The following is an 8,331-nucleotide window of genomic DNA, read 5'->3' on the forward strand; positions in this document are numbered from 1 at the left end:
CCCTCGCCCGCTCAATCACTGATCCGGTTACCGCACCCAGCCCTTGCCGTCCGGCAATATGCCATTAAATTGATGGCATATTGCCGACGCTATAGGTGGGGCAGACGATGTCCATCATTGAAACGGTCGCGGATAAGCTCGGCGGCAAGCCGGTACTCGGTGCAACGGTTCGGTCCCAGGCAGACCTGGCCATGGTGGTCCGCAACCGGCTCCCCCTCGCCGCCCTCCAGGGATTGAGCCGCGCCGGGCTGAGCGATAAGGAAATCGAGCAGTTCGTCATCCCGCAGCGGACCCGCCGACACCGCGCCGAGCGCAATCAGCCGCTCACGATCGACGAATCCGATCGGGCTGTCCGCCTGCTGCGCATTCAGAGCCTCGCCGAGGACACCTTCGGCGTGGACAAGGCCAGCCTCTGGCTTCGCCGCCCTCTGGCTGAGCTGAACGGCGAAACACCCCTCACCGTCGCGCAAACCGAGGCTGGCGCCAGGCTGATCGAGATGGTGCTCGGCAAGATCGCTTGGGGCGCAGCCGCCTGATGCGCCTGTGGCGACTGTCTCTCGCCCGTCATGCTCGGGCTTTCGACGGTGGTTATGGACTGCTCTTCGACGGCCGTTGGAACACCGTGGGCCGGCCCGTCACCTACTGCGCGACATCGCCCGCTCTCTGTGTGCTGGAGAAGCTGGTGCACGTCGAAGACCCGCTGCTGCTGCCTGAGCTGATGATGGTGCGCTACGAAGCACCGGACGACTTGGCCGTCGACGACGTGCCACTTTCCGCCCTGCCGACCGATTGGCAACGTCGAGAAAGCTGGACGCAGCAGCGCGGTAATGCGTGGCACTCCTCGCTCTCGGCCCCGCTGCTGCGAGTGCCATCCGCGATAGTCCCGATCGACGGATCACCGGATCTGAACGTTCTGATCAACCACCGACATCCTGACGCCGACCGGATCAGAATCGCAGACATCGAGCCGTTCACCCTCGATCCCCGCCTGTTCTGACGATCGGGCTTCGGCATCCGAATGCCAACGTTCTCGCAGTTCTTATGCGCGAGACCAGGTCGTCAGGTTGTTTGGAGGGGTGCGCCGATCTGCACAGCGGCGCGGAAGTGGTGCGCTCGGAGGGACTCGAACCCCCACGATTTTACTCACTGCCACCTCAAGGCAGCGCGTCTACCAATTCCGCCACGAGCGCTTGGGACCGGTTTCGGGCATCGCCGACCGGATCGACGGCGCCCATTTAACAAAACAATGATGAGGCCACAAGGCCAGATCACCGTCGATCTGGGGATCGCGGCAACATCTGTTTGACCTCGACCGCAATTCGGTTGCGATCGACCAAAACCATGCCGGAAGCGATCGGCATGTTGTTGGCGAGGATCTTGACCTCGTCGGCTTCGGTGGCGTCCAGTTCGATGATGGCGCCGCGGCTCAGCCGCAGCACTTGGTGGATCGGCATTGAGGTGGTCCCGAGAACCACCATCAGATCGACGGAAACTTTATCGAGTGTCGGCACTGGAACCCGGACTGACTTGCCTGAGGAACGAAGACGTGGTCGACGACACCACGTTATGGTTATCCAATGATTAACGCCCCCACTTCCCCCCGCCAGACGCTGGATTGGACCGCTCTAAAGCCCGCCGATGGCTCGCCGGCGGTGGAATGGCGGATTTCCGATTCGCCGGTCGACTATCCGGAGGCGGTGGCGACCATGGAGGCACGGGCCGCGGCGATCGCGGCGGGCGACGCACCCGAGCTGGTCTGGCTGCTGGAGCACCCGCCGCTCTACACCGCAGGCACCAGCGGCCATGCCACCGACCTGCTGGAGGAGCGATTCCCGCTGTTCACCACCGGCCGCGGCGGCCAGCTCACCTATCATGGCCCCGGCCAGCGCGTGGCCTATGTGATGCTCGACCTGAAGCGCCGGCGCCCGGACGTGCGCGCCTATGTGGCTGCGCTCGAACAATGGATCATCGCCACCCTCGACGCCTTCAACATCCGCGGCGAGCGTCGCGAGGATAGGGTCGGCGTCTGGGTCCGCCGTCCCGACAAGGGCGACGGTTACGAGGACAAGATCGCGGCGATCGGCGTCCGGCTGAAACGCTGGGTGTCGCTGCACGGCATCGCCATCAACGTCGAACCCGACCTGTCGCACTTCAAGGCGATCGTCCCCTGCGGCATCAGCGATCCGCGCTATGGCGTCACCAGCCTTGTCGACCTCGGTCTGCCCGTGGTGATGACGGACGTGGATATTGCTCTCCGCGCGGCGTTCGAGACCATCTTCGGCGAAACCCGCTCGACAACAACCGAGACCGCCTGACCTCCTCCGCCGGCATCGATCCGCGCGCATGAAGGGATGACTCGTCGGAACCGCGACAGTCACAATCGGCCGTAAAGCTCGATACACCAGCGGCCGTCGCGTCGAGTCACAGACTCCAGCAACGGAATTGTAAGGATGAAACCGCTCGGTTCCCGCCGCGCGGCACTGACAACGCTTTCGTCACGTTAGCAAGGATAGATCAGCGACGGTCTCATTAGCCGCGGCCGCGCCACCCTCGTAGTTGTCCTAGTACCTCGTTTGAAGAATGATCCAACGCCCCACCAGTTCTCCCGATAATCAGTCGCTGTGGCGCGCCGCACTCGACCAGACGCGCGATGCTGCCATCGTGATCGACGATGCTGGCAATGTCTGTCTGTTCAACCGAGCCGCAGAACGGATCTGGGGGATCTGTCGCACGGACATCGTCGGACGTCACGCCGAGGTCATCGGCCTCGCCGGAACGACCTCGAAGCCAACTTCCGGTGTCTTCTTCCCGCACGCTACATCGAACGGCGTCGCCATTCTCGAAATCCCACGACCGGACGGCCAAGTCATTAGCGCCGAGCTCACGCAATCGACGATCAGCACGTACGGCCACAACTACACTCTCGTCACCGCGCGCGATATCACGCCCGAGATGGAGCGCCGCAAAGGCATCGAACTACTCACCTCGATCGCTGACCGCACCACCCGTGCGGTGCTGGTTACAGATGCCGATCTGAGGCTGCTCTACACCAACGCCGCGTTCACCAGCCTGTTCGGCTACGGCGCCACGGATGTCAAAGGCCGCAATGTCATCGATCTCCTCGCCGGCAACCACACCAATCGCCGGACGATCGCCAGCCTGAAACGATGGATCGCCGATACCGAGGGGGGCGAAGAAGAGATCCTGGTTTACGATCACAATGGTGACGAGATCTGGATCTCGGCCGACGTGAAAGCGCTGCGCAATCCGCAAGGCAGGATCACGCAGGTCTTCGCACTGCTGACCGACATCTCGGAAACCCGGCAATTGCGTATGCTGCAGCAGCTGACGCTGAGTGCACTCGCGGACGAGATTCCGATCACCGACGTCGCCGACCGGATGTGCCGTTTCGTCGAGAAGATCGCGCCGGATGTGGTCTCCACCATCCTGCACGTCGACGCCCAGGGGCTGTTGCACCCGCTCGGCGGCCCGAGCCTGCCCGATGATTACTCGCGCGCGCTCGACGGCGTCTCGATCGGCCCGCAGGTCGGCGCGTGTGGCACCGCGGCGTATTACGGCGAACCGGTGCTGGCGCTCGACATCGACACCGATCCGCGCTGGGAGCCGTTCAAGAAGCGGCTGTTGGAAATCGGGCTGCGCGCCTGCTGGTCGTCGCCGATCAAGGCCAAGGACGGCCGTGTGATCGGCACCTTCGCGTTCTATTTCCGTGCCTGCCGGCCGCCGAGCCATTGGCATCACCGCATCGTCGATGCCTGTCTGCATCTCGGCGCGCTCGCGATCGAGCGCATGGAGTCGCGGGCCCAGATCGCGCGCCTTGCCTATTTCGACATGCTGACCGGCCTGCCCAACCGCGCGCGACTACGGGATTTGATCGGCGAAGCGACCGCGGCCTGCCCGCAGGGCCGCACCGTCGCGCTGGCGTTTCTCGACGTCGACAATTTCAAGGACATCAACGACACGCTGGGCCATGCCGCGGGCGACGAATTCCTGGTCGAGTTCGCCCGAAGGCTCCGCGACCAAGTCCAGCCGGGCGACGTGGTCGGACGGCTCGGCGGTGACGAATTCGTCGTTGTGCTGCCGAACCGGGAGCCGGCCGAGATCGAACCGGTAGTCGCGCGGATCAGCGAGGCGCTGATGGTGCCGTTCGCGCTGTGCAACAGCCAGGTGCCGATGTCCGCCAGCATCGGCATCAGCCTGTATCCCGACAACGCCACCGACCTCGACACGCTGATCAACCAAGCCGACACCGCGATGTATCGCGCCAAGCGCTCGGGCCGATCAACCTACCGGCTGTTCAATTGCGACATGCACGGCGCGGCGGAGCAGCGGATGGCCTATGCGGCCGCGCTGCGCTCGGCGCTGGCAAACAGCCGCCTCGAATTGCATTACCAGCCGCAGATCCGCACCAGCGACGGCGCGCTGCACGGCGTCGAAGCGATGGCGCGCTGGAACGATCCGGCGCTCGGTCCGGTATCGCCGACAAAATTCATTCCACTCGCCGAAGAGTGCGGCCTGATCGACCAGATCGCGTGCTGGTCAATCCGCGAGGCATGCCGGCAGATGCGGGCATGGCGCGACCAGGGGCTCGAGGTGCCGAGTGTCGCCGTCAACCTGTCGCCGATCAACTTCGAAAATCCCGCGCTGCCGACACTGGTCGCCGACACGCTCGCGACCTGTCACCTGCCGCCAGAAGCGCTGATGCTCGAGGTCACCGAAGGCGTCGCCCAGGACAACCGTTCGACCGCGCACGAGACGATGATAGCACTGCGCCGGATCGGCGTCGGCCTGTCGCTCGACGATTTCGGCACCGGCTATTCCAATCTCAACCGGCTGGCGCAATTGCCGATCCGCGAGCTCAAGATCGATCGCGGCTTCATGGGCGAACTTGAGACCAGCCCCACCGCCCTCGCGGTCGTCACCACCGTGGTGCGGGTCGGCCAGAGCCTCGCCCTCAGCGTCGTCGCCGAAGGCGTCGAGACCACCGCTCAGTTCCAGCTCCTCAGCGAGCTCGGCTGCGACGTCGCGCAGGGCTTTCTGTATGCGCCTGCACTGGCGCCGGCTGCGTTCGAGCAATGGCTGCTCAGCTACAGCGCCTCCCGCGCCGGCACCATGATGGAGCGCATTAGCCCGACGAGCACGGATGGCCGGCCGGCGCCGTTCACTGCCACGCGGCGGCGGAACTAACCGCCACCGCGCTTGCGCGCGTTTACGCCACGGCTGCAGATCGCGGTGCGGCTGCGAGCTTGCGCGCGATATAGCGCTGCTCCTGGGTCAGACCACCGAAGCCATAGCCGTCGGCCCGCACGCCGTTGACGTGGACATAGCTCTCCGAATGCAGCGGTCCGAGCAACTCGCCCATGCGGGCGTAGGTCGCAGCAATGAACTCCGCTTTCTCGTCCTTAGTGTTGCTGCTGTCGACGATCCGGATGTCGAGCCAGAAGCTGGCGAGGTTCTGATCCGCCAGCGAGGCACCGGCCGCGAACCAGTCGTCCGGATCGACTTGCTCGATGATCACCGCCGTCACCTTAGGATCCTTGTGCAGGATGGTGGCGGCGAGATCGCTGGCCGCGGCGGCGATCCGCGGCTTCAGGTCCGAGGTCGGGCGCGGCGTCGAATAGTGCACGGTGATCAGCGGCATCGGTAGCTCCTCTCAACAAGTGTTCGATGCCGCAGAAGCTAGACCTCGCCCATAGATCACGCTACCGTATTAATATGCGTTTCAATCATAACGATTTATGATGATGAGATGATCGACCTCGACATCGCCGCGGTACGCGCCTTCGTCCACGTCGCCGACCTGCGCAGCTTTACGCGGGCCGCCGAAGCGCTCGGCACCACCCAGGCGGCAATCAGCATGCGGCTGCAGCGCTTGGAGGCACTGCTCGAACGGCGACTGCTGGAGCGCTCGCCGCGCTCGGTCGGGCTGACCGCAGAAGGCTCGGCGTTTCTGGATCGGGCCCGCGCGCTGATCGACAACAATGATCGCGCAGTTGCCAGCGAGCGCGTGATCGTTCAGTCACTCCGGCTTGGTATCAGCGACCACGTCGCCGGGCCGGATTTGGTGCCGCTGCTGGCGCGGCTTGGCCGAGGGCGCTCCGACCTGCGGATCGAAGTCAGCATCGGGTTTTCGCGCGACTTAGTCGACGCGTTCGATCGCGCGGAGCTGGATGCGATCTGCATTCGCGAAAGCGCGGGGCGACGCGGCGGGGAGACCTTGCTGCGCGATGAATTCGGCTGGTTCGCAGCGCCCGATTTCGATCTCGTCCACGGCGCGCCCGTTCCGCTGGCCTCGCTCGCTGCGCCGTGCGGTGTACGGGCAACCGCGGTGCGGGCGCTCGACAAGGCCAGGGTGCCATGGACCGAAGTGTTCGTCGGCGGCGGCGTCAGTGCGGTGGTCGCCGCTGCGCTCGCCGGCCTCGCCGTCGCACCGCTGGCCAAACGCATCGCGCCGCCCGGACTCGTCGATGTCGGTGCCAAACTGAAGCTGCCACGCCTGCCTGCGTCGCCGGTCGTGCTGCACTCCCGCGTCAGCGATGCGAGCCGCCGCGCGGCGCTCAGGACCTTGGCGGCAACGTTCCGGCAGATCGCAGGCTAAGCCAGCGTCGCGCCAGTCTCATAGGGTCGACAGGATCGAAAAGCGCTCGCCCGGCTGACGCAGGTTCAGGACGTCAGGCTGTGCGGTCTCTGCCACCACCGCTTCGACCCGCGCCGCCGATGGGCCGTGCTGGCATCGCGCGATCATCTCGCTGACGACGTGGTCGCCACCGGCCAGAGTGGCTTCGACGCTGCCGTCGCGGCGATTGCGGACCCACCCTTGCAGACCCATCGCCTCGGCGGTGTGAGCGAGCCAGGCCCGATAGCCGACGCCCTGCACCCGGCCGCGGATCGTCACCTGCCGGATGATCTCGCTCATCAGCGCTTCACACCGAGGAAGTGTTCGCCCCGATCGGTGACGACGTCGGCGCGCGTCACCTTGTCCATCAGGTCGGCGCCGGCGAGCCCGGTCAACTGCTTCGGCGTCGCGCCGGCTTTGATCGCCGACAACGTTTTGAACACGGCCTCGGTCGCAGCGGCGATCGGCGCATGGCCCTGCACCGCGATACGGACGCGCCTGCCCGCAAGATGATCGAAGTCGCCGAGTTCGGCCGGCGGACTGCCGAGCGCGAGCGGCAGCGTGGTCACGGCGCTGATCGCTTCGAGCTGCGCGCGGGTCTTCACGCCGGTGAAGAACAACGCATCGACGCCAGCAGCCTCATAGGCCAGCGCGCGTTCGATCGCATCATCGAGCGACGTGATCGAGCAGGCGCCGGTGCGGCCGAAAACAACCAAGTTGGGATCGCGCCGCGCATCGAGCGCGGCCTTGATCTTGCCGAGCCCCTCCTCGCGCGACACCAGCTGCGGCTTGGCTTCGCCGTAAGCCTGCGGCAGCAGCGTGTCTTCGATGGTGAGACCGGCGGCGCCCGCCGCTTCGAGTTCTTCGACGGTGCGGCGAACGTTGAGCGCATTGCCGTAGCCGTGGTCGGCATCGACCACCACCGGCAACGCGGCGGCGCGTGTCATGCGCCGTACCTGCTCGGCAAGCTCGGTCAACGTGATCAGCGCGATGTCGGGATCGCCGAGGATCGCTAGCGAGGCCACCGAGCCGCCGAACATCCCGAACGGAAAGCCGAGGTCGTCGGCGATCCGGATCGAGATGGCATCGTACACCGACGCCGGGCGCACGCAGGCGGATCCGGTGAGGATTGCCCGCAATGCGCTGCGGCGGTCGCGCCAGGCCACGGCGGGCTTACGCGAACTCGAGGATCAGCGCATCGACCGCGAGCGTCGCTCCGGCCGCGGCGTGGATCTTCTTGACGGTGCCGTCGCGTTCGGCGCGCAGCACGTTCTGCATCTTCATCGCCTCGACCACCGCCAGCGTTTCGCCGGCCTTGACCTCCTGGCCTTCGGTCACCGCGATCGACACGATCAGGCCCGGCATCGGGCACAGCACCTTCTTGCCGGTGTCGGCCTTGTCGGCTTCCTTCATCCAGCGCGCGGCCGCGGCTTCACGCTCGGTGAAGACGTTGACCGATACTTCGTAGCCGTGATGCGCCAGCTTGAAGCCGTTCGGGATCGCGCGGACCTGCACCGCGACCGGATGGCCGTCGATGGTGCCTTCCCACACCGGATCACCCGGCATCCAGGACGACAGCAACTGGTGCGGCTGACCGAGCGAACCGTCGGCATTGGCGAAGCGCACGACGAACGCCTCACCCTCGCGGATCACGTCGAGCGGCACTTCGCTGCGCTCCAGCCAGACGCAGCGGCCGC

10 protein-coding genes and 1 tRNA gene are annotated in these 8,331 nt (G+C 65.6%); 5 read left to right on the forward strand and 6 right to left on the reverse strand.

Annotation, left to right across the window (positions count from 1 at the left end; all coding sequences use genetic code 11):
• The first annotated feature begins 107 nt into the window (after window positions 1-107).
• A complete protein-coding gene (locus tag DYI24_RS16050; protein ID WP_164573007.1) occupies window positions 108-536 on the forward strand; it encodes an Xre family toxin-antitoxin system antitoxin in 429 nt (142 codons plus the stop codon).
• Window positions 536-997 carry an RES family NAD+ phosphorylase gene (locus DYI24_RS16055; protein WP_164573014.1) on the forward strand — a complete coding sequence of 154 codons (462 nt, stop codon included), beginning with the start codon at window positions 536-538 and terminating at the stop codon, window positions 995-997. The genes DYI24_RS16050 and DYI24_RS16055 overlap by 1 nt, the downstream gene beginning before the upstream one ends.
• 108 nt (window positions 998-1,105) lie before the next feature.
• On the opposite strand, the gene DYI24_RS16060 is transcribed toward DYI24_RS16055, so the two are convergent.
• Window positions 1,106-1,190: transfer RNA gene (locus DYI24_RS16060), tRNA-Leu, on the reverse strand.
• Between the two features lie 78 nt (window positions 1,191-1,268).
• A complete protein-coding gene (locus DYI24_RS16065; RefSeq protein WP_011158713.1) occupies window positions 1,269-1,511 on the reverse strand; it encodes a FliM/FliN family flagellar motor switch protein in 243 nt (80 codons plus the stop codon).
• A 66-nt stretch (window positions 1,512-1,577) separates the two neighbouring features.
• Between DYI24_RS16065 and lipB the strand changes: the two genes are divergently transcribed.
• Together lipB and DYI24_RS16075 are read left to right on the forward strand one after the other, a co-directional pair.
• Entirely contained in the window at window positions 1,578-2,315 is a 738-nt protein-coding gene (gene lipB / locus DYI24_RS16070) for a lipoyl(octanoyl) transferase LipB (RefSeq protein WP_164573008.1), read from the forward strand.
• Window positions 2,316-2,580: 265 nt separating this feature from the next.
• A complete protein-coding gene (locus DYI24_RS16075) occupies window positions 2,581-5,205 on the forward strand; it encodes an EAL domain-containing protein (RefSeq protein ID WP_205523546.1) in 2,625 nt (874 codons plus the stop codon).
• 22 nt (window positions 5,206-5,227) lie between these two features.
• Here the strand turns inward: DYI24_RS16075 and DYI24_RS16080 are convergent, their stop codons facing one another.
• Window positions 5,228-5,659 (reverse strand): tautomerase family protein, encoded by a 432-nt coding sequence (locus DYI24_RS16080; protein ID WP_164573009.1) that lies wholly within the window; start codon window positions 5,657-5,659, stop codon window positions 5,228-5,230.
• Between the two features lie 108 nt (window positions 5,660-5,767).
• Between DYI24_RS16080 and DYI24_RS16085 the strand changes: the two genes are divergently transcribed.
• Window positions 5,768-6,616: a LysR family transcriptional regulator gene (locus DYI24_RS16085; RefSeq protein WP_164573010.1), complete on the forward strand. Its 849-nt coding sequence runs from the start codon at window positions 5,768-5,770 to the stop codon at window positions 6,614-6,616.
• Between the two features lie 18 nt (window positions 6,617-6,634).
• Here the strand turns inward: DYI24_RS16085 and DYI24_RS16090 are convergent, their stop codons facing one another.
• The 3 genes from DYI24_RS16090 to DYI24_RS16100 all read right to left on the reverse strand — a co-directional run.
• The gene (locus DYI24_RS16090; RefSeq protein ID WP_164573011.1) at window positions 6,635-6,934 is read right to left on the reverse strand and encodes an acylphosphatase; all 300 of its coding nucleotides are present in this window, start codon (window positions 6,932-6,934) and stop codon (window positions 6,635-6,637) included.
• Window positions 6,934-7,800: an isocitrate lyase/PEP mutase family protein gene (locus DYI24_RS16095; RefSeq protein ID WP_164573012.1), complete on the reverse strand. Its 867-nt coding sequence runs from the start codon at window positions 7,798-7,800 to the stop codon at window positions 6,934-6,936. The genes DYI24_RS16090 and DYI24_RS16095 overlap by 1 nt, the downstream gene beginning before the upstream one ends.
• A gap of 7 nt (window positions 7,801-7,807) precedes the next feature.
• Window positions 7,808-8,331: biotin/lipoyl-containing protein (locus tag DYI24_RS16100; protein WP_164573013.1), on the reverse strand; the 524-nt coding region annotated here is incomplete at its 5' end.

The sequence above is a fragment of the Rhodopseudomonas sp. BR0C11 genome (genome assembly GCF_010820945.1).
GTDB classification, from domain to species: domain Bacteria; phylum Pseudomonadota; class Alphaproteobacteria; order Rhizobiales; family Xanthobacteraceae; genus Rhodopseudomonas; species Rhodopseudomonas palustris_H.